The organism is Mesorhizobium sp. M0862, from assembly GCF_040319795.1.
In the GTDB taxonomy this organism is placed as follows: domain Bacteria; phylum Pseudomonadota; class Alphaproteobacteria; order Rhizobiales; family Rhizobiaceae; genus Mesorhizobium.
In genome coordinates, this window is record NZ_JAMYOJ010000015.1 from 31,111 (window position 1) to 50,860 (window position 19,750).

The window sequence follows — 19,750 nt, forward strand, 5'->3', positions numbered from 1 at the left end:
AGGTGGATAGTGCATGTCCGGCGCCGCGCCGGCCTGAGTCCGATCCTTCCTCCATCACCACCAAGTTCAGTCCTTAAACCACGAGGACAGAACTATGGATACGCGCAACGACATGCTGAGGCTCCTGAACGGCCGCAAGCAAGGCTTTTCGCTGGAACAGCCCTTCTACACCGACCCGGACTATTTCAAGCTCGACATGGAGCACATCTGGTATCGCGACTGGCTGTTCATCGGCCATGATTGCGAACTGCCGAAGCCCGGCAGCTATATCACCGTGCAGATCGGCGATTATCCGGTGGTGCTGGTCCGCGACCAGAAGGGCAACATCAACGCCTTTCACAATTCCTGCCGCCATCGCGGCAGCCGTGTCTGCAACACTGAGAAGGGCATGGCGGCAAAGCTTGTCTGCCCCTATCACCAGTGGACCTACGAGCTTGACGGCCGGCTGCTGTTTGCCCGCCAGATGGCCGACGGTTTCGACAAGAGCCAGTTCGGCCTGAAGCCCGTCGCCTGCGAGAGCGTCGGCGGCTACATCTTCATCTGCCTGGCGAAAGAACCTGCCGACTTTGCGCCGATGCGCGCCATGATAGAGCCCTACCTCAAGCCGCACCGGCTGAATGAAGCCAAGGTCGCCTTCGAGAGCACCATCATCGAGAAGGGCAACTGGAAGCTGGTCTGGGAAAACAACCGCGAATGCTATCACTGCGCCGGCAATCATCCGGAGCTGTGCAAGACATTCCCCGAAGCGCCGACGGTGACCGGCGTGCAGGGCGCCGACAGCGATCCGGAGATGCTGGCGCACTGGGCGAAATGCGAGGCGGCGGGCCTGCCGAGCAAGTTCCGCATCGATCCGGCCGGGCAATACCGCGCCACCCGCGCGCCGCTGCTGCGCGATGCCGTCAGCTACACGATGTCCGGAAAGCGCGCGGTGACGAAGAACCTGTCCGACACTGTTGCCGCCGACCGCATCGGCACCTTGATGCATTACCACTATCCGACGACCTGGAACCACATACTGATCGACCATGCGGTCACCTTCCGGGTGCTGCCGATCAGCGCCACCGAAACCGCGGTGACGACCAAGTGGCTGGTGCACAAGGATGCGGTCGAGGGGGTCGACTACAACCTTGAGGAGCTCACCCATGTCTGGACGGAGACCAACGACCAGGACCGCCGCATCGTCGAGGAAAACGCCTTTGGCATCCTGTCTCCGGCCTATGAGCCCGGCCCCTATTCGGAGCTGCACGAGGGCGGCGTGATCCAGTTCGTCGAATGGTACGCGGCCTTCATCGGCCCGCGCCTTGCCGAAGGCGGCCGGCCGGCGCTGCGCAGCGTCGCGTGAGCTGGAGCAGGCGAAGAGGGACCAGAGGATGAATGCGATGACGGATCTTGGGCTCTATCGCCATCTCGACCAGATGGCGCCGTGGAACGATAGGCTGCAGGTGCTGGAAGTGATCGGCGTCAGCGACGAGGCGCCCGACGTCAAGACCTTCACCTTCCGCTCCGACAACCAGACCTGGTTCCGCTACAAGCCGGGCCAGTTCCTGACGCTGGAACTGCCGACACCGGACGGGCCGCTGATGCGCACCTACACGCTGTCGTCGTCGCCATCGCGGCCGTTTTCGATCGCGGTGACGATCAAGGCGCAGGCCGGCAGCATCGGCACGCGCTGGATGTTCGACCATCTGGCACCCGGCTCGCACGTCAAGGCCTATGGACCGGCGGGCGACTTCTCGTTGCACAGCCACCCGGCGGCCAAATACCTGTTCATTTCGGCCGGCTCCGGCGTGACGCCGATGATGTCGATGCTGCGCTGGCTGAACGACTGCGCGCCATGGACCGATGTCGGTTTCGTCAACTGCGCGCGGCGTGCCGAAGAGATCATCTTCCGCAAGGAACTCGAACTGCTCGGCGGCCATATGCCCGGCCTGTCGCTCGGCTTCATGATCGAGGAACGTTCCAGCCGCGAGGGCTGGTACGGTCATATGGGGCGCATCGACGCGATCCGGCTGCCCCTGCTGGCTCCGGATTTCCGCGAGCGCGAAATCTTCTGCTGCGGCCCCGATCCGTTCATGCGCGCCGTGCGCGGCATGCTGGATGCCGCCGGCTTCGACATGACGAAATACCATCAGGAGAGCTTTGCCGCGCCTGTGGTGGAGGAAATTCCGGCGCCGTTTGCCTCCCCGGTCGAGGACGGCATCGCTGCACCTGTCGAAGCCGTGACGCCGATCCGCTTCTCGCTTTCGGAGGTCGATGCCGGCTGCGTCGCCGGCCAGACCGTGCTGCAGACCGCGCGCAGCTCGGGCGTGCGGATTCCCGCCGCCTGCGAGTTCGGCCTGTGCGGCACCTGCAAGGTGAAGAAGGTCTCCGGCGAAGTCGAGATGAGCCACAATGGCGGCATCCTCGACCACGAGATCGATGACGGTTTCATCCTTGCCTGCTGCTCGAAACCGTTGTCGGCGCTCGAAATCGAGGCTTGAGCCGGTCGACTTCGCCGCAACGGTCGCCGACGCAGGCGTTGTGTTCGCGGGTCTTTGTCTTGCCAAGCATAGGCCGAGTGATTTAGACGCACTTAGGAAGGGCTGGGCAGACCGTGAAACCGGCGCATCCCTTCATGGGCGCATGGAACGGGGGACAGAGCGATGCAACAGCGGGTCTACGCGGTCGCAAGCAAGGACATCGTTTTCGAATCATTCGATGGCGAAGCCGTCGTTCTCGATCTTTCGAACGGTAAGTATTTTGGCTTTTCCGATTCCGGCAGCCGGGTCTGGCAGGCTTTGTCGTCCGGCGTCGCCACTGAAGCGCTGGTCGGAGCTGCCGCGGGCGCCGCAAAAATAAGCCTAGCCGACCTCGAAAGCTTCGTTGCCCGACTGCTCGATTTCGGGTTGCTTGCGCCAGCCGAAACACCGGCACAACCGCTTTCGGGCGAGCTGTCGGCTGCGCTTGCTGCCAGCAATGAGCCGCTCAAGGTCGATGTCCATGACGACCTTGCCGATCTCATCATTGTCGACCCGATCCATGAGGTCGAGGAACCTCTCGGCTGGCCGGCGGTGAAACAGGCATAATCGTTTCCCTAAAGCGCGTCGCGTTTGAACGGACTCAGGCGACGCGCTTAGATCTTTGATTTTATGCATGTCGTCGTCTCAAAACCGGGGCCACCCCGAGCGACATGCATCAGGCGACCCGGCGCAATTCTGGACGCTGAACAACCAACACATGCCTTTGATCACGCTGCAAACCCTGCCGGATTATGCCCGCCATGTGCTGGCGGCCGCGGAAAGCGCCGCCGCATTCTATCCCGTTACCGCCAGCGTGCGGTTGCCGGGGCTGGACCTGAGTGTCCATCTCGACCATGGCACGCTGGCAGATACCATCGGCCATGCCTTCATACCGGCTCCGGGCAATCCGTCTGCATCTGACGGCTGCCGCATTTTCGTCGCCCACCGGGGCATCGATGGCGTCCCCGCCCCGGCCACCTGGGGCCGAGGCGATTACAACCATCATGCCTTTGCCAACCGGCTGGAAGAGGCCGGATTGCGCGGCAGCTACTATCATGACCTCGACTTCTGGCAGTTCCATGATCCGCAACGCCATGTCGGGGCGCAGCTGATGATGTCGGCCGACGCCTTTCCGCCATGGGAACAAGGGGCGCCGCTGCGCGCCTTCCTGCATTGGGAATATGCGGCGCGCGGCATGCGGCTCACCCATGCCGGCACGCTGGGCATCGATGGCAAGGGCGTCCTGCTGGCGGGCTCCGGCGGTGCCGGCAAATCGGGAACGGTCGTCGCCGGCCTGCTCAATGGGCTCGATAGCGTCGGCGACGACTATGTGCTGATCGACCGGACCGAGGGGGTGACGGCCTATCCGCTGTTTGCCACGCTCAAGCAGGATCCGGAGGGCTTCAGGCGGCTGAAGCTGGAGGGTCGGCTAAAGTCGTACCAACCGCTGAACTGGCAAGGCAAGCATGCCTTTCACATCGACGAGATCGCGCCTCGACCAACTCCTGCAAGTCTGGACATTATTGCTTTGATAGTGCCCCATATCAGGGGAGGTGCGAGAAGCTCGGTCATGCCCATATCGCGCAAGGATGCCATGATCGCCTTGGCCCCGTCAGGAATCGTGCAGATGCCGGGGGAGCGGGAAGCGGGCTTTCGCTTTTTCAGCGAGCTTACCCGCGACCTGCCATGCTACCGGCTGTCGCTGGGGACCGAGCCGCGCGAGATCGCCGGCACGATTGCGGATTTTGTCCTTCGGGGCGCTGCATGAAGTTGAGCATCATTGTGCCGGTCTACAATCGGGAGATCTATGTCGTTTCGACGTTGCGGTCCCTGCTCAGGCAACGCGACGATGCCGATCTCGATATCATCCTTGTCGACGACGGCTCGACCGACAGCTCCGTTGAAGCCGTCCGCGCCATCATGCGAGAAGCGTCGTGCATCCGCCTGTTCCAGCAGGCCAACCAGGGCGTGGCCAACGCCCGCAACACAGGGCTGAAGCAGTTGCTGCCGCAAACCGAACTGGTGTCGTTCCTGGATTCGGACGACATCTCGCCGGCTGGACGATTCAAGACTGACCTACCCCTGTTCGCGGCCGACCCTGCGCTCGAGCTGACCTACTCGCTGATGACGCGCGTCGATCTCATGGATGACGAAAGCCTGCAGCCGGCACCGGGCGGCGCAGGTCCCACCGTGCGCGGCGTCAGCCTTAGCGCCGGGATATTCCGCAGGGCACTCATCGACCGTGCTGGTGCTTTCGACGAGGAGTTCCGGCAGGGGGAAGACGCCGACTATCTTCTGCGCATTTTCGAAACCAGCCCGAAGCACATTTTTCCCGACACCGTCGCGGTATACTACCGGCGCCACCCCGGCAATTTGACCAAGCAAAGGGATGTGGCGGTGCGCGAATATCTGCGTGTAATTCAGAAATCCTTGCGGCGGCGCAAGGCCGATCCGTCGCGGCGCCCGGTCGAGGGGCTTTTCGAGATCAGGCGCCCGGCAGAGTGGTGAAAGAATGAACAGATCACAGCCTGGAATGCGTGCGTGAAGCTGAGCGTGATCATGCCGGTCTACAACCGCGAACGCCATGTCGGCTCGGCGCTGCGCTCGCTGCTGAGGCAGCGCGATGCCGCCGATCTCGACATCATCGTTATCGATGACGGTTCGACCGACAGTTCGGTGGCGGTCGTGCGCTCGCTGATCGCGGAGGCGCCGTGCATTCGCCTTTTCCAGCAGCAGAATGCCGGGGTGACGCGGGCACGCAACGCGGGCTTGCGGCAATTGCTGCCGCAGACCAGGCTGGTATCGTTTCTCGATTCGGACGACATTTCCCCGCCGGGCCGCTTCAAGGCGGATCTGGCCTGTTTCGACGCAGACCCCACCCTCGAGCTGACCTATTCGCGCATGACGCTGGTCGACGACATAGATGACGATACGCTGGAGCCGACAGCCGACAGCCACTCGGTGACGGTTCGCGGCATTCACCTGTCTCCCGCTATCTTCGTCCGGCGGTTGGTCGAACGCATCGGCAGCTTCGACGAGGATTTCCACCAGGCCGAGGACACCGACTATTTGCTGCGCACTTTCGAAAGCGGGCCGAAATTCACGATGCCCGACACTGTTGCGCTCTATTACCGGCGCCATCCCGGCAACATGACCAGGCAGGCCGATGTTCCTTTTCGCGAATTCATGCGCGCCGTCTACAAGTCGATGAAACGGCGCGAGGCCGACCGCTCCTTGCACCCTGTCGACGGCATCTTCGATTTCAAGGAACTTGCGAATTGGCGTTTCCTGTGATGGCCAGCTACGGCGTCGTCATTCCGGCCTTCAACGCGACCGCCACCATCGCCGAGACGCTGCGATCGGTCGCGGCCCAGACGGTCCAGCCCGACGCCATAATCGTCGTCGATGACGGCTCGACCGACGATACGGTCGCGGTGGTCAATGCGCTGGGCATGCCGGTGCAGGTGTTGCGCCAGGACAATGCCGGACCAGGCAGCGCCACCACCAGGGGCATCGCCGCGCTGGCGACGCCCTTCGTCGCCACGCTCGATGCGGACGATCTGTGGCTGCCGACCAAGATCGAAAGGCAGCTGGAGCATTTCGAGCGGTTTCCCGCGACGGCAGGAGTCTTTGCCCACTGGCGGACGTTTCGCGATGACAAGCCCGATGTGCAACAGGACGTGGCGGTGGCGGGCTGGTCGCGCACGACGATGATGATCCGCCGGGAGGTAGCCGAGGCCGTCGGTCCGATCATCGACCCGCAAGGCGGTCGCGGCGACATGGTCGACTGGATCGCCCGTGCCCGCGAGGCGGGCTTTGCGCTTGCCATGCTCGACGATGTCCTGACCTTGCGCCGCATCCGGCCCGACAGCATGTCCTATGGACGCGACCCCGTGCGCGACCGCGGTTATGTCGAAGTCGTAAGGCTGGCCATGCAAAGGCGAGCAGCGAAAAAGGCGAGCGCCGACTGATGGCCAATGCCATGCGCCGTATCGGCCGTCGGTTTCCGGACTACGGTTGGTCATGGCCAACTGGCGGACTCGACCAGCTGCTGAAGGCCGCATTGCTGCCCGATGAAGAAGCGGCAGGGCGTTACGCGGCGCGCTGGCTCGACGAGAACGATATCGACCATGTTGCCTTCCGAGAGCATCGGCTGCTGGCCGCGATCTCCGACAGGTTCGGCCGCAAGCTCGCTGGGCATCCGGCCTATCCACGTCTTGTCGGCCTGCAAAAGATGCTGTGGACCAAATCGCGGCTGGCTGCGCGCGAGGCCGAGCCGGCGCTACAGGCCATGATCGACGCCGGCTGCGCGGTGATGCTAATCAAAGGCGCCAGCCGGATCGCCGTTAACGCGTCGGCGCAGCGCGGCCGGGTGGCGCATGACATCGACATACTGGTGCGCCCGCAGGCCATGATTGCCGCCTTCGATGTGCTTAGCGAACGCGACTGGCAGATCGCCACCGGCGTCAGTCCGCAATATCTGCGCACCAGGCTGGCGTCCTTGCGTTCGATGAATTTTTTCAAGGGCAGTTTCGGCGACATCGACCTGCACCAGTTGGCCTATGACGGATCGCAGCAGAGCACCGAAGACGATCTGGCGGTCTGGCAGCGGGCCCTGTCGGCCGAATTCAATGGCGTCCGCGTGCTTGTGCCCTCGCCTGCCGACCGCATGACGCTTGCCATCGCGCATGGCGGCCTCGATGCCCACACCCACAGCGACTGGCTGGTCGACTGCGCCGTCGCCATCGAGGGCGACGAGGTCGACTGGGACGTGTTCGCCGACATCGTCGCCAAGCGGGGCCTCGCCGTAGCCGCGGCGGTGGCGCTGTCCTACCTCAGCCTGGAAATCGGCATTGCAGTGCCGCCGGCTGAACTGGCACGGACGGTTGCGAACGCCGATCACGCCGGCCTGTCGCGCTGGTCCTCGGTGCTGCAGGCCAAGCCGCGCACCGATTTCGGCGGTCTCGTCTGGCTGTCGCGCGGCTTTGCCAAGCAGTTGCGCCTGAAACGCAAGAAGGGCCGACTGCAGCATCCGACGCCTGCTGCCGTCTGGCGCGGCAGGCCGACATTGCGCAAGGTAAGAGCGACGCCGGAACCGTTCGCGCTTTCTCAGGCCCTGCCGCGTCCGGACAGGACTGGAGAGATGATGCTGGACGTCACCGTCAGGATCGTCGTTCCGCCAGTCCGCCGCCGCATCGAGATGGAAATCAATGCCGGCAGCGGTCACGTCGCCCGCTTGCGTTCCATGGTGATCAGCCGCGCCGGCGGCGGACGTGTGCTGCGCTTTCGCGGCAAGGTAACGGTGGACGACACCGGCCGGCCTCTGGTGATCGAGGCACGGCCATCGCGCCAGTTCCGCAACTGGGACAATGAGGCCGAAGTCGCCGCCTATGGCGCGCTGCCGTTCCAATTGCTGTCGGCAAGGTTTTCACCCGCCTGAGAGCGGGTCGCTGTCTCCATGAAACGGTGAACCACTGTGGCCCTCTCAGACGCCATAGCGCTCGGTGCGGATGATTTCCGCTGGTATGCCGGCGTCGATCAGCGCCCGGGCAGCCGCCGAGACGAAGGTGTTCGACCCGCAGACGAAGGCGAGCGCCGGCGGCCGCGGCAGCCGCGTGAGCGCCTGCATGACCATTGCCGTGTCGATGCGCCTCGAATAGTCGGACGGGCGCCGTGGCGCCTCGCGTGTCAGCGTCAGCACCAGCTCGAACCCGTCGCGGCCGTCGCCGAGGCCGATCAGCTCGTCGCGGAAGATCACCTCGTCCCAGACCCGCACCGAAAACATCAGCGCCACCGGCACCGCCGATTTGCGCAAGGTTCTATGCCGCACCATCGCCATCAGCGGCACCACGCCGGAGCCGCCGCCGACCAGAAGCAGCGGCCCGCCATCCCCATCGGACCAGACGAAATGGCCGCCGAGCGGCCCGCGCAGTTCGATCTCGTCACCGACCGCGGCGATGTCGTGGAAGAAGGGCGAGACTTCACCGTCGTCGAGCTTCTCGATCGCCAGCTCGATCGTGGCGCCGCTCTCCGGCGCCGAGGCGATGGAATAGGAGCGGCGCGCTTGGTAGCCGTCAGGCGCAGTCAGCCTGACATCGACATGCTGTCCGGCGCGATAGGCGAATGGCCGTGACAGCGCGAAAAAGAAACTGGTGACGCGTGGCGTCCGCTTTTCGATCCGGGTGATTTTCGCCGTCTGCCAGGGAGATTGCGGCGCTTCGCTCATGGATCGCCGCTATAGCGCTGCTCGCGCCACGGGTCGCCATAGATGTGATAACCGCGCAATTCCCAGAAGCCCGGCTCGTCGCGCTCGGTGAACTGCAGCCCGTTCAGCCATTTGGCCGATTTCCAGAAATAGAGATGCGGCACCAGGAGCCGCGCCGGGCCGCCATGGTCGGCAGTGATTGGCTTGCCTTCATAAAGCAGCGCCACCATCGCCTTCCCCGCGGTGAGATCCTTGGCCGGCACGTTGGTGGTATAGCCGTCATAGCCATGCGCCAGCAGGAAGCCGGTCGGCGCTTCGATGCCTGCATCGGCAAGGATGTCGTCGACCAGCACGCCTTGCCAGGCGGTATCGAACTTGGTCCAGGCGGTAACGCAATGGATGTCGCGCGTCATCTTGGTCAAGGGCAGCGCGTTGAACTCGGCCCAGTTCCATTTCTTGATCGGGCGCGGCCCGTGCTTGAGCGTGAACGACCAGTCCTCGGTGCGCACGCGCGGCGTCGGCCCCGCCGACAGCACCGGAAAGCCCTGTTCGAGATACTGACCGGGCGGAATGCGCGCATCGGTCTCCGTCGGAGGCTTTCGACCGGAGGAAAAACCGCGAGTGACCATCGGACTGTCCGTTTTTAGCAGGCCATTGCCGGCCTGCCGTAATGTTCTCGAAGATGTCGCGGCGGGCAACAGGAATTTTGGCGGCCGTGCGGCAGGCCTGTCGGTGGTCCGGCGAGCCTGCCATGATGTCTCAACCGGCGGCGAAGGGTACGGCGACGAAGATTTGCGCGTCGCCCCGGTCGACCAAAAGCAGCACCGACTTCCGGCCCGATCTGCCGGCCTCGGCGATCGCCTGGTTGGCTTGCCGCGCATCCCGCACGGGCGACCGGTCGACGGCGACGATGACGTCGCCCGGCTGCAGGCCGGCATTGGCAGCTGCCTTGTCCGGATTGACGCGCTCGACCACGGCGCCACGCTGGTTCCAATCCCAATGTCGTCAGAGGCCTCCGGTGCGCCTGAGATAGGCTGTGGCGATCTCGCGCATCCGGTTGCCGTCGAAGCTCGGCCCATGGCCGCCATGGCCGAGGCGAACAGGCAGGTCAAGGAGCCGCTGCATGGTACGGCGATAATCAGGCCGGGAGGAATCCGGCAGGTCGTCGATCAGCGTGGAATCGTAGATGGCGTCGCCGGCAAAGAACAGGCCGTCTGCCTCGTCGAACAAAGCGATCGAATCCGGCGAATGTCCGGGCAGATGCAGGACGCGGAACTGCCGGTCGCCGAGGTCGACGATGTCGCCCTCGTCCAGCGTGCGCGTCAGCGGCGCCGGCGGAATCTTGTAGTCGGCCGCCGTCCAGCCCGGCGCCGGCAATTTCGAAACGGCGCCGTCGAGATTACAAAACATGTAGGCGTAGGTCACCTGATCGTTCATGGTCTCGAAATGCTCGGCACTGTGCCGCGGCCCGGCGCGCAGCGGAAACTCGTGCAGCGAGCCGACATGGTCGAGATGGATGTGGGTGGCGACAACGATGAGCGGCTTGCCCTCGGGCGTGTCGATCTCAGGCGCCAGCGGGCAGATGCCCATGCCGGTGTCGACCAGCAGGTCGGCGTCGCGTCCCCTGAAATGCCAGATGTTGGCGCGCACGAAATCATGCACGAACGGCTCGGTCAGCATCGTCGTGCGGTCGTCGATGATCGTCTTGCCGAACCAGTCGCCGACAACGCGCTCGCCACCAAAACGGGTGCCGCCAAAACGGCCGCCCATCAGACGAAGGGCTTTCCCACCTTGTATTTTTCCGGCACCAGCCGCTTCAGGTAAGCCATGCCCGCTTCCGACAGCTGGTTGACATCGGGCTTCATGAAATCGTCGGGCATATGGCGCGTCTTGCCGGCGACGTTCTTCAGCGGCACCTTCTTCAGCAAGGTTTTCGTGCCGTCATATTGCAGCGCCACCGAGCCACCGCCTTCGCCGGCAACGGCAACCGCGAAGGCGCCGGCGTCGAAAGCCTCCTGCGCGTCGACGGCACTGATCGAGCCGACATAGCCGCGCGGCATGTAGCCAAGCGCATCGACGCGGGCGCGCTTGCCCGGCAGGCCTTCGGCGAGCGCACGTTCCAGAGCTGACGGCAGGTCGCTGCCCGACAGTTTGACGTTGCCATGCGCGTCGCGCTCGAGCTTGTCCGGCGGCACCAGGCTTTCGACCAGCGCCTTGCCGTCGGCGGTGCTGACACCTTCGGAGACGGCGACGATGCAGCGCTTGTGGCGGTCGAGCGTGGCGCGCACGTCGTCGATGAAACCGGCGGCGGAGAATGGCCGTTCCGGCACGTAGACCAGATGCGGGCCGCTGTCGGGATCGAGCTGCCAGGCTGCAGCCGCCGCGGTGAGGAAGCCGGCATGCCGGCCCATGACGATGCCGACATAGATGCCGGGCAATGCGCGGAAATCGAGATCGACGGACAGGAAGGCGCCGGCGACGAATTCGGCCGCCGAGATGAAGCCCGGCGTGTGGTCGTTTTCCTCGAGGTCGTTGTCGATGGTTTTTGGCGCATGGACGAAAGCGATGCTGCCGCCGGCGGCGTCGGTCAGGATCTGCTGCGTGCCCGACGTGTCGTTGCCACCGATGTAGATGAAAGCGTCGGCGCCGGCCTTCTTCAACCCGTTGAGGATGACTTCGCAATAGGCAGCGTCGGGCTTGTCGCGTGTCGAGCCGAGCGCGGCACTCGGCGTGCCGGCGATCAGCCGCAGCCGGTCCTCGGGGATGGCGGAGAGGTCGACATAGTTGCCGTCACGAATGCCGCGCACGCCGTGGAGCGAGCCCAGCACCTTGGCGCCGGGATGGCGCTTGCGGACTTCCAGCGTGGCCCCGACAACCGTCTGGTTGATGACGGCGGTCGGGCCGCCGCCCTGTGCGATGACAAACGTTCCAGCCATGCTCGATCTCTCCCGGCGCTGTGGTTTTCAAGGCACCTTGGCCTAGCTTGCCGCATCGCGCAACGGGAGTTTCCAGCGGCGCCAAACCGCCGCACAGGATCAGACGACCACGACCGGGTTCTTCTTGGAAACGCGGCTGTAGAGGTCGATGATATCCTGGTTGATCAGGCGCACGCAGCCCGACGACATCGCCTGGCCGATGCTCGCCCATTCCGGCGAACCGTGTATGCGGTAGCCGGTGTCCTTGCCGTCCTGGTAGATGTAAAGAGCGCGTGCGCCGAGCGGGTTGGTGAGGCCACCGGGCTGGCCGTTTTGCCACTTCACCAGTTCCGGCTTGCGCTGGATCATCTCCGGCGGCGGCGTCCAGGTCGGCCATTCCTTGCCGTACTGGATGTTGGCGCGGCCGGACCAGCGGAAGCCGTCCTTGCCGATGCCGACGCCGTAGCGGATGGCGTCGCCGCCCTCCTGCACCAGATAGAGCTTTCGCTCCTGCAGATGGACGACAATGGTGCCGGGCGCCTCGCCGGTCTCGTTGACGACGATCTGGCGGCGGAACTCCGGCTTGACCTTCTGATAGGGCACCGCCGGCACTTCGAAGCCGCCATCGTTGAGCGAAGCGTACATGACATCGGGGCCGGTGACGTTCTTGTCGACGCTGATCGCCGGACGGATCGGCCGCACCGAGCCGGTGACCGTGTCATCCAGCTGGAATTGCGGCAGCTCGAGCGTCGAAGTGCTGCAGCCGGCCATGCCGAGCAGCGTCATGGCGCCGGCCCCTGACAGGACGAAGCGGCGGGAATAGAGATGTTCGGTCTCGTTTGCGTCGCCATTTGCTGGCGGCGTCACATTCTGCGGCAACTCACGCATGCACCCAAACCCTACGCTGTCGGCGGGAAACACGGTCCGGCCGGATAGCAGGCAGTTTCGCCAAACATGGTTGAAAAAGGGTGAAGGCCCAACGACCGGTCTTAAGCCTGTGCCGCCAATAGCCGCAGCGATCTGGCGAAATGGTCCGCCGTGCATTTTTGGGAGAGGGCTCTTTACATTCCTCCGCACACGAGGATTTATCCTTTTCTTTGCGCTCAAGGAGACAAAGATGTCGTTCGAAAACTGGGCCGCCTTCGCCGCCGCCTCCACCGTCCTGCTCATCATTCCGGGCCCGACCATTCTTCTGGTCGTGTCCTATGCGCTGGGCCAGGGCTGGCGCACTGCCTTGCCGATGGCCGTCGGCGTGGCGCTGGGCGACTTCACCGCCATGACCCTGTCGATGCTGGGCATCGGCGCGCTGCTGGCCGCGTCGGCGACCGTGTTCACCATTCTGAAGCTGATCGGCGCCTGCTATCTGATCTATCTCGGGGTAAAACTGTTTCGCGCCGGCGGCGCGCTCAAAGCCGAACCACGCACAGATGCCGTCTCGGCCGCCAAGATGATGGCGCACGCCTGGCTGGTCACCGCACTCAACCCGAAGAGCATCACCTTCTTCGTCGCCTTCCTGCCGCAGTTCCTCAACCGGGAAGCCGATTTCTGGACACAGATGCTGATCTTCGAAGCGACCTTCCTGGCGCTCGCCTTCGCCAATGCCTTCGGCTACGCGCTGATCGCGGCGCGCGCCCGCAACGTAGTACGCAACCCCAAGGCGATCCGCATCTTCAACCGCACCGGCGGCACGCTGCTGGTCGGCGCCGGCATCGCCACGGTGGCGATGCGCTCGGGCAATTAGGAACTGCGGAGCATCAGGGCCGATATGGCAGTAAGAGATCCATTCGGCCTAATGTTTTCGGGCGCGACCGAGGCCGGGTTTTCACCCTACAGCCAGGCCGTGCATGAATTGCAATGCTTCGTCGGCGACCCGGTCGGCTCCGTTGACCGCGCCATATCGGCGGATCCCGGTTTCGTCATGGCGCATGTCTTCAAGGGGTATCTGTTCGGCCTCGCCACCGAACGCGAGGCAACGGCGGTCGCCCAGGCATGCCATGCTGCGGCACTGCCGCTTGCCGCGACGCCGCGCGAACAGGCGCATGTGGCGGCCCTTGGCCACCTTGCCGCGGGACGCTGGCATGACGCCGCGCGCCTGCTCGAAGATATCGCCATCGACAACCCGCTCGACGCGGTGGCGTTGCAGGTCGGCCACCAGATCGACTTCTTCACCGGCAATGCCCGCATGCTGCGCGACCGTATCGGCCGCGCGCTGCCGTCCTGGCAGAGCGGCATGCCAGGTTACCACGCCATTCTCGGTATGCAGGCCTTCGGTCTGGAGGAGATGGGCGACTATATCAGAGCCGAAAGTTTCGGCCGACAGGCGATCGAGATCGAGCCGCGAGACGGCTGGGCGCAGCATGCGGTCGCCCATGTCATGGAGATGCAGAGCCGGCAACGGGACGGCATCGCCTGGATGCGCGCCAACCCCGAGGCGTGGACCAAAGAAAGCTTCCTGCAGGTGCATAATTGGTGGCATCTCGCGCTGTTCCACTACGATCTCGGCGAGACCGATGAGGTGCTCAAACTCTATGACGGGCCGATCTATGGCGAGCGTTCGACGCTGGCGCTGAACATGGTCGACGCCTCCGCGATCCTGTGGCGGCTTTATCTCGGCGGTGCCGATGTCGGCGACCGCTGGGCAGCGCTCGCTGCCAACTGGGCGCCGAAGGCTGGAGCCGGCAATTACGCCTTCAACGATGCGCATGCGATGATGGCATTTGTCGGCACCGGGCTGGAAGGGCCGGCCAAGATCTTGCTCGAAGCCCAGCACGAGGCGATGCGCGGCAGCGACGACAACGCCGCCTTTACCCGGGATGTCGGCCAGCCACTGACGGAAGGCATCAAGGCATTCGGCGAGGGCAATTACAGCGAAGCGGTGCGCCTGATTCGACCGATCCGCGCCATTGCCCATCGCTTTGGCGGCAGCCACGCCCAGCGCGATGTGATTGATCTCACGCTGATCGAGGCGGCGTTGCGCGCCGGTGACCCAGCGCTTGCCCGGGCGTTGACGGCCGAGCGCGCACTGGCCCGGCCGGACAGTCCGCTTTCGGCGCTGTTTTCGCAACGCGCCGCCAATTTGTCAGAGAATTGACCCGCGGCGGATCTTGTTTTAAAAAATGGCAAGCCAGATTTTTTCGAGACCCGAAAAAATTAATGGCAATGGGAGGAATGCATGTATCTCGGCCTCGATCTCGGCACGTCGGGCGTCAAGGCGCTGTTGATCGATGCCGGGCAGAAGATCATCGGCTCCGGCCATGCTTCGCTTGACGTATCGCGGCCGCATCCCGGCTGGTCCGAACAAAACCTCACGGACTGGATCCGCGCCTGCGAGACGGCCATTGCCGAGCTGAAAGCCTCGCACCCGAAAGAGCTTGCCGCGGTCAAGGGCATCGGCCTTTCCGGCCATATGCATGGCGCCACCTTGCTCGATGCCGGCGACCAGGTGCTGCGCCCCTGCATTCTGTGGAATGATACGCGCAGCCACGCTGAGGCCGCGGCGCTCGATGCCGACCCGCGCTTTCGCCAACTCACCGGGAATATCGTCTTCCCCGGCTTCACGGCGCCGAAACTCGCCTGGGTGAAGAACAATGAGCCCTCCGTCTTCGCCAAAGTGGCGAAGGTGCTTTTGCCGAAGGATTTCCTGCGGCTGTGGCTGACCGGCGAGCATATCTCAGAAATGTCCGACTCGGCCGGCACCTCCTGGCTCGATGTCGGCAAACGGCGCTGGTCCCCCGAGTTGCTTGCGGCGACATCGCTCGACGAAAGGCAGATGCCGTCGCTGGTCGAAGGCACGGAGAAGGCCGGAGCCTTGCGCGCCGAACTGGCCGCCAGCTGGGGCATAGCATCGGGCACCCCGGTTGCCGGCGGCGCCGGCGACAATGCTGCTTCGGCCTGCGGCATGGGCACGGTCGGCGCCGGCCACGCTTTTGTGTCGCTGGGCACATCTGGCGTGCTGTTTGCCGCCAACGCTTCCTACCTGCCCAATCCGGCAAGTGCGGTCCACACCTTCTGCCATGCCCTGCCCAACACTTGGCACCAGATGGGGGTCATCCTGTCTGCGACCGACTCGCTGAACTGGCTGTCGGAGATTTCAGGCAAGAAGGCCGGCGAATTGACCGCCGAACTTGGCGATGTGCTGAAAGCGCCGAGCGGGGTGTCGTTCCTGCCCTATCTCTCGGGCGAGCGCACGCCGCACAATGATTCCGCCATTCGTGGGTCCTTCACCGGACTGGCGCATGAATCCGGCCGCGCAGTGCTGACGCAGGCCGTGCTAGAAGGCGTCGCCTTCGCCTTCCGAGACAGTCTCGAAGCCTTGAAGACGGCGGGCACGATCTTGACGCGGGTGACGGCGATCGGCGGCGGCTCGCGCTCGCGCTACTGGCTGAAGGCGATCGCCACGGCGCTGCAGGTGCCGGTGGACATTCCGGCCGACGGCGATTTCGGCGCGGCGTTTGGGGCGGCAAGGCTTGGGCTGATCGCTGCAATCGGAGCCGATCCGCTGGCGGTGTGTACGGCGCCGAGGACGGATGCGACGATCGAACCGGATGTCCCGCTTGGCGGGGCGTATGCCGATGCCTATCAGCGCTACCGGGCGCTGTATCCGGCGATCAAGGGCGCCATGGCGTGAGTGAGCGCGAGGCACCCCCCTCTGCCCTGCCGGGCATCTCCCCCGCAAGGGGGGAGATCGGCAGCGTCGGCGGGTATGCCAGTCTTGTAAGGTGGGTGATTAGCGAAGGCGTGGATGCCAGCCAATCTCCCCCCTTGCGGGGGAGATGCCCGGCAGGGCAGAGGGGGGTGTCTCGCGCCACCCTTAATCGATCACTGCGCCGACACCTTGTCGAGAAACCCGGTGACGCTCTTCAGACGGCCGTTCTCGATAACACCGATATCGGTGCCTTCGATAACCGACGGCACGCCTTCCGGCCCAAGATTCCACGAGAAGCGGATGCGGTCGCCAAACCCGTCCGGCTGGCCGTTCAGCGAGAACCGGAAGCCGGCGAAGCGCTGCTGTACACCGTCGATCAGCTTGGCTACGCCGGCATGGCCGTCGCCTTGCATCAGCGGATCGCGGTAGCTGACGTCTTCCGTGAAGGTGGCCTTGAGCAGTTCGGCGCGGCGATCCGCATCGGCCTCGTTCCAGGCGGTGATGTAGTTCTGGGCGATCGTGTTGAGGTCGGTCATGGTCTGTCTCCTTCGTTGAGTGGCTTTGACACGAGCCTTTTCACCCCAAGCGAGAGCGAAACCAATTACGCCTGAGGTAATCAGGGCGAACTATTCGAGAGAGGACAGAAATCATGAGCAGCGGATTTTTCGGCGACATCAAAGCGATCAAGTATGAGGGGCCGGATTCGATCAACCCGCTGGCCTACCGCTTCTACAATCCCGACGAGGTGGTGGCCGGCAAACGGCTGGAAGACCATCTGCGCTTCGCCGTCGCCTACTGGCATTCTTTCGCCTGGCCGGGCGGCGATCCCTTTGGCGGCCAGACCTTCGACCGGCCCTGGTTTCCCAAGGCTGGCGGCGTCGACACGATGGAACTGGCCAAACTGAAAGCCGACGTCGCCTTCGAGATGTTCTCGCTGCTCGGCGCGCCCTATTTCTGCTTCCACGACGCCGACGTGCGGCCGGAAGGCAAGGATTTCTCCGAAAGTGCCGCGCGGCTCGACGAGATCGCCGACTATTTTGCCGCCAAGATGAAGAAGACCGGCGTCAAACTGCTCTGGGGCACGGCCAACCTGTTCTCCAACCGCCGCTTCATGTCGGGCGCCGCCACCAATCCCGATCCGGATGTCTTCGCCTATGCGGCGGCGACGGTGAAAAGCTGCATCGACGTCACGAAGCGGCTGAAGGGCGAGAATTATGTACTGTGGGGCGGGCGCGAGGGCTATGAAACGCTGCTCAACACCGATCTTGCCCGCGAGCAGGAGCAGGCTGGGCGCTTCCTCAGTCTCGTCGTCGACTACAAGCACAAGATTGGCTTCAAAGGCACGATCCTGATCGAGCCGAAGCCGCAGGAGCCGACCAAGCATCAGTACGACTACGACGTTGCCACGGTCTACGGCTTCCTCAAGCGCTTCGGGCTGGAGAAGGAAGTGAAGCTGAACATCGAGCAGGGCCACGCGATTCTTGCCGGCCATTCCTTCGAGCACGAGCTGGCGCTGGCCAATGCGCTCGGCGTCTTCGGCTCGATCGACATGAACCGCAACGACTACCAGTCGGGCTGGGACACCGACCAGTTCCCCAACAATGTGCCCGAGATGGCGCTGGCCTATTACCAGGTGTTGCAGGCCGGCGGCTTCAAGACCGGCGGCACCAATTTCGACGCCAAGCTGCGCCGCCAGTCGCTCGACCCGCAGGACCTGCTGATCGGCCATATCGGCGGCATGGATTCCTGCGCACGAGGCCTCAAGGCAGCCGCCAAGATGGTCGAGGACAAGGCGCTGTCGGGTCCGCTGGCCGAGCGCTATGCCGGTTGGAACACGGCCGAGGGCAAGGCGATGCTGTCGGGCAAGCGCTCGCTGGAAGACATCGCCGAGCGCGTGGTGAAGAAGAAGATCGAGCCGCAGCCACGCTCCGGCCGCCAGGAGTTGCTGGAAAACATCGTCAACCGCTACGTCTGAGGGCGGAAAGCCGATTCGTTGTGCTCAAGGGTGGCTGGATAACATTCCGGCCGCCCCGGAATGGGGTTTGCGCAAGACCCTATCCGACGACAAGGGTTTGCCCTTTGGCGCCCCTCAATGACCTCGCTCTTGCCTTCAAACTGCCGTCACGTATCTCGTATAAGGATGCGGTTGTGGCGGGTGAAAAGGAAGGAGGCGAACCGATATGCAGCATGAACGCGAAATCGACGCCCTGCTCTCATCCGGCGAGACCGGATCGATCATCGACCGGCTGATGGCGCTGCCGCGGCCGACCGACAGCGTGAAAAACGAATGGGATCGCGCTGTCAGCAGCCGATTTGAACTCCGTCTGGCGAGGCAGATCCGCTCGCAGATTGACGCCGGCGGCGAACGACAGAACGCAGCCTGATCTCCCTTTGTCTGTGCATGTCGTTATCCCAAAACCGCGACACACTTTTGGGCGACATGCATCAACCTCGGCGCAGCCTGACCGGGGCTTCGCCGAACGCTCTTGAAAACGCTCTGGAAAATGCCGCGGCGGACGAGAACCCCGTCCGCCCGGCAATATCCGCCATGGCGATGCGCGTGTCGACCACCAGCCGTCGCGCCGCGCCCAACCGCAGTCTGAGATAATAGGCGCCCGGCGTCTCGCCGATTGACTTGCGAAAAATGCTCTCCAATGTCCGCGCCGTCACCCCGGCGCGTTTTGCCACCGCGTCGATGGTCAGCGGCTGGTCGACATGCGATTCCATCAGCCGGATGGCCTGCGCCAGACGCGGGTCGTAGCCGTCGAGCCGGCCGAGCGAGACCAGCGGCTGCGCGTCGGTCGCGGCGCGCGCCTGATCATAGATGAAGACGCTGGCGACATCGAGCGCCACGGCCATGCCCAGCCGCGTGCGGATCAGATGCAGCATCAGGTCAAAGGTCGGCGACGCCCCGCCGGAGGTGAACACCGGTCCGTCGATGACGTAGCGGTCCGGACGCACGTCGACGCCGGGAAAGGCGGAGGAAAAATCCTCCATGTCTTCCCAATGGGTGGTGGCGCTGCGGCCTTCGAGGAGGCCGGCGCGCGCCACCAGCCATGTGCCGGCCTCGACGCCGCCGCAGGCGCGAGCCGCGCGGGCCGCTCGCCGTAATCCGGAAAGCAGAGCCGATGTCGCGTAATTCTGGGTGCCGAAGCCGGCGACGACGACAAGCACGTCGGTCGGCTCGGCCGCATCGAAGCGGCCCCTGACCGCCACCGCCAGGCCGCATGTGGTGACCGGCGCCTCGCCGGTGACCGAGACCAGTTTGAAATCGAACAGCGTCTCGCCTGAGATGCGGTTGGCGGCGCGCAGCGGGTCGACGGCCGACGCCACGCACATGATGGACGAGCCTGAAAACACCAGCAGCGTCACCTTGAGCGGCGATCGCTCAGCGCGAAAGATGGTAGGTTTTTCGCTTTTGATCACGAGAGCTTCGTAAATTGCAAAACAGTTTCCGGCAAGTCGGTCATTGTTAGGGTCTGTTTCT

The 19,750-nt window shown here is 64.1% G+C and carries 20 protein-coding genes and 1 pseudogene; 13 read left to right on the forward strand and 8 right to left on the reverse strand.

Features of this window, described 5'->3' with window-relative positions; translation table 11 throughout:
* The first annotated feature begins 94 nt into the window (after positions 1-94).
* The 8 genes from NKI15_RS21690 (at position 95) to NKI15_RS21725 (ending at position 7,938) form a co-directional block, all read left to right on the forward strand.
* Entirely contained in the window at positions 95-1,342 is a 1,248-nt protein-coding gene (locus NKI15_RS21690; protein ID WP_352673587.1) for an aromatic ring-hydroxylating oxygenase subunit alpha, read from the forward strand.
* A gap of 37 nt (positions 1,343-1,379) precedes the next feature.
* Positions 1,380-2,480, forward strand: coding sequence for an FAD-binding oxidoreductase (locus tag NKI15_RS21695; RefSeq protein ID WP_023738042.1), 1,101 nt, complete (start codon positions 1,380-1,382; stop codon positions 2,478-2,480).
* Positions 2,481-2,642: 162 nt separating this feature from the next.
* The gene (locus NKI15_RS21700) at positions 2,643-3,065 is read left to right on the forward strand and encodes a PqqD family protein (RefSeq protein ID WP_023668882.1); all 423 of its coding nucleotides are present in this window, start codon (positions 2,643-2,645) and stop codon (positions 3,063-3,065) included.
* 151 nt (positions 3,066-3,216) lie between these two features.
* A complete protein-coding gene (locus tag NKI15_RS21705) occupies positions 3,217-4,266 on the forward strand; it encodes a serine kinase (RefSeq protein ID WP_352514615.1) in 1,050 nt (349 codons plus the stop codon).
* On the forward strand, positions 4,263-5,006 hold the full coding sequence (locus NKI15_RS21710) for a glycosyltransferase family 2 protein (protein WP_352514614.1): 744 nt from the start codon (positions 4,263-4,265) through the stop codon (positions 5,004-5,006). The genes NKI15_RS21705 and NKI15_RS21710 overlap by 4 nt, the downstream gene beginning before the upstream one ends.
* A 33-nt stretch (positions 5,007-5,039) precedes the next feature.
* Positions 5,040-5,792 carry a glycosyltransferase family 2 protein gene (locus NKI15_RS21715; protein WP_352514613.1) on the forward strand — a complete coding sequence of 251 codons (753 nt, stop codon included), beginning with the start codon at positions 5,040-5,042 and terminating at the stop codon, positions 5,790-5,792.
* Entirely contained in the window at positions 5,777-6,469 is a 693-nt protein-coding gene (locus NKI15_RS21720) for a glycosyltransferase family 2 protein (protein WP_245260725.1), read from the forward strand. Before NKI15_RS21715 ends, NKI15_RS21720 begins: the two co-directional genes overlap by 16 nt.
* Entirely contained in the window at positions 6,469-7,938 is a 1,470-nt protein-coding gene (locus NKI15_RS21725) for a nucleotidyltransferase family protein (protein WP_023746587.1), read from the forward strand. The genes NKI15_RS21720 and NKI15_RS21725 overlap by 1 nt, the downstream gene beginning before the upstream one ends.
* 45 nt (positions 7,939-7,983) lie before the next feature.
* Here NKI15_RS21725 and NKI15_RS21730 read toward each other — a convergent pair whose 3' ends face one another.
* The 6 genes and pseudogenes from NKI15_RS21730 to NKI15_RS21755 form a co-directional block, all read right to left on the reverse strand.
* Positions 7,984-8,724 carry an FAD-binding oxidoreductase gene (locus tag NKI15_RS21730; protein ID WP_023746588.1) on the reverse strand — a complete coding sequence of 247 codons (741 nt, stop codon included), beginning with the start codon at positions 8,722-8,724 and terminating at the stop codon, positions 7,984-7,986.
* Positions 8,721-9,332, reverse strand: a complete 612-nt coding sequence (locus tag NKI15_RS21735; protein ID WP_023684287.1) for a sulfite oxidase-like oxidoreductase — start codon at positions 9,330-9,332, stop codon at positions 8,721-8,723. Before NKI15_RS21735 ends, NKI15_RS21730 begins: the two co-directional genes overlap by 4 nt.
* A gap of 130 nt (positions 9,333-9,462) precedes the next feature.
* Positions 9,463-9,693: pseudogene (locus tag NKI15_RS21740) on the reverse strand (PDZ domain-containing protein); the annotation flags it as partial.
* Between the two features lie 15 nt (positions 9,694-9,708).
* Entirely contained in the window at positions 9,709-10,473 is a 765-nt protein-coding gene (locus NKI15_RS21745) for an MBL fold metallo-hydrolase (RefSeq protein ID WP_031196287.1), read from the reverse strand.
* Positions 10,473-11,639 carry a diphosphate--fructose-6-phosphate 1-phosphotransferase gene (locus NKI15_RS21750; RefSeq protein ID WP_023707783.1) on the reverse strand — a complete coding sequence of 389 codons (1,167 nt, stop codon included), beginning with the start codon at positions 11,637-11,639 and terminating at the stop codon, positions 10,473-10,475. The genes NKI15_RS21745 and NKI15_RS21750 overlap by 1 nt, the downstream gene beginning before the upstream one ends.
* A gap of 99 nt (positions 11,640-11,738) precedes the next feature.
* A complete protein-coding gene (locus NKI15_RS21755) occupies positions 11,739-12,506 on the reverse strand; it encodes a L,D-transpeptidase (protein ID WP_023668871.1) in 768 nt (255 codons plus the stop codon).
* A gap of 229 nt (positions 12,507-12,735) precedes the next feature.
* Here NKI15_RS21755 and NKI15_RS21760 point away from each other — a divergent pair, with 229 nt between their 5' ends.
* The 3 genes from NKI15_RS21760 (at position 12,736) to xylB (ending at position 16,245) form a co-directional block, all read left to right on the forward strand.
* Positions 12,736-13,359, forward strand: coding sequence for a LysE family translocator (locus tag NKI15_RS21760; protein WP_023696914.1), 624 nt, complete (start codon positions 12,736-12,738; stop codon positions 13,357-13,359).
* Between the two features lie 24 nt (positions 13,360-13,383).
* Positions 13,384-14,709, forward strand: coding sequence for a tetratricopeptide repeat protein (locus tag NKI15_RS21765; RefSeq protein WP_023703619.1), 1,326 nt, complete (start codon positions 13,384-13,386; stop codon positions 14,707-14,709).
* 81 nt (positions 14,710-14,790) lie between these two features.
* The gene (gene xylB, locus NKI15_RS21770; protein WP_352886911.1) at positions 14,791-16,245 is read left to right on the forward strand and encodes a xylulokinase; all 1,455 of its coding nucleotides are present in this window, start codon (positions 14,791-14,793) and stop codon (positions 16,243-16,245) included.
* Between the two features lie 191 nt (positions 16,246-16,436).
* Here xylB and NKI15_RS21775 read toward each other — a convergent pair whose 3' ends face one another.
* Positions 16,437-16,799, reverse strand: coding sequence for a nuclear transport factor 2 family protein (locus tag NKI15_RS21775; RefSeq protein WP_023703617.1), 363 nt, complete (start codon positions 16,797-16,799; stop codon positions 16,437-16,439).
* Positions 16,800-16,912: 113 nt separating this feature from the next.
* On the opposite strand from NKI15_RS21775, the gene xylA reads away from it, so the two are divergent.
* Together xylA and NKI15_RS21785 are read left to right on the forward strand one after the other, a co-directional pair.
* The gene (gene xylA / locus NKI15_RS21780; protein ID WP_023703616.1) at positions 16,913-18,238 is read left to right on the forward strand and encodes a xylose isomerase; all 1,326 of its coding nucleotides are present in this window, start codon (positions 16,913-16,915) and stop codon (positions 18,236-18,238) included.
* A 205-nt stretch (positions 18,239-18,443) separates the two neighbouring features.
* Positions 18,444-18,647, forward strand: coding sequence for a hypothetical protein (locus NKI15_RS21785; RefSeq protein ID WP_023703615.1), 204 nt, complete (start codon positions 18,444-18,446; stop codon positions 18,645-18,647).
* Between the two features lie 61 nt (positions 18,648-18,708).
* Here the strand turns inward: NKI15_RS21785 and NKI15_RS21790 are convergent, their stop codons facing one another.
* Positions 18,709-19,689, reverse strand: a complete 981-nt coding sequence (locus NKI15_RS21790) for a GlxA family transcriptional regulator (protein ID WP_023703614.1) — start codon at positions 19,687-19,689, stop codon at positions 18,709-18,711.
* Positions 19,690-19,750: the final 61 nt, after the last annotated feature.